This is a genomic window from Aeromonas sp. Prich7-2, from assembly GCF_017939255.1.
In the GTDB taxonomy this organism is placed as follows: domain Bacteria; phylum Pseudomonadota; class Gammaproteobacteria; order Enterobacterales; family Aeromonadaceae; genus Aeromonas; species Aeromonas caviae.
Genome location: NZ_JAGKRI010000128.1, coordinates 1 through 346 on the forward strand (window position 1 = coordinate 1; position 346 = coordinate 346).

1 pseudogene is annotated in these 346 nt (G+C 54.0%); it reads right to left on the reverse strand.

The features are described from left to right. Positions 1-346, reverse strand: a pseudogene (locus J9892_RS17620) (protein UmuC); the annotation flags it as partial.

The window sequence follows — 346 nt, forward strand, 5'->3', positions numbered from 1 at the left end:
CATGGCGACAGCACATTCCCTCTGCCCGGAGTTTTTCAGCTGCACGTTCCATATATCCTGCGAGTGCTTGATGCATGGAATTCATGTGTGTGATCCGTTCACCGAATGATCGGGAGCAGATGATCTGCTGTTTGGCTTGTGTGTCCTGCTCCAGGCTGGCGCATGGATAGCCGCGTAGCTCTAGCACGGTTCGCTCAACAACGACCCCATAACGATGCCGTAGGTTTTTACCATCGACAGCGACTAGGTCCGCCACACTATTGATCCCGTGCGCTTCGAGCCTGGTGGTCAGTTTTCTACCTATTCCCCATATTTCCCCGACCGGAGTGATAGCCATCAAACGCGC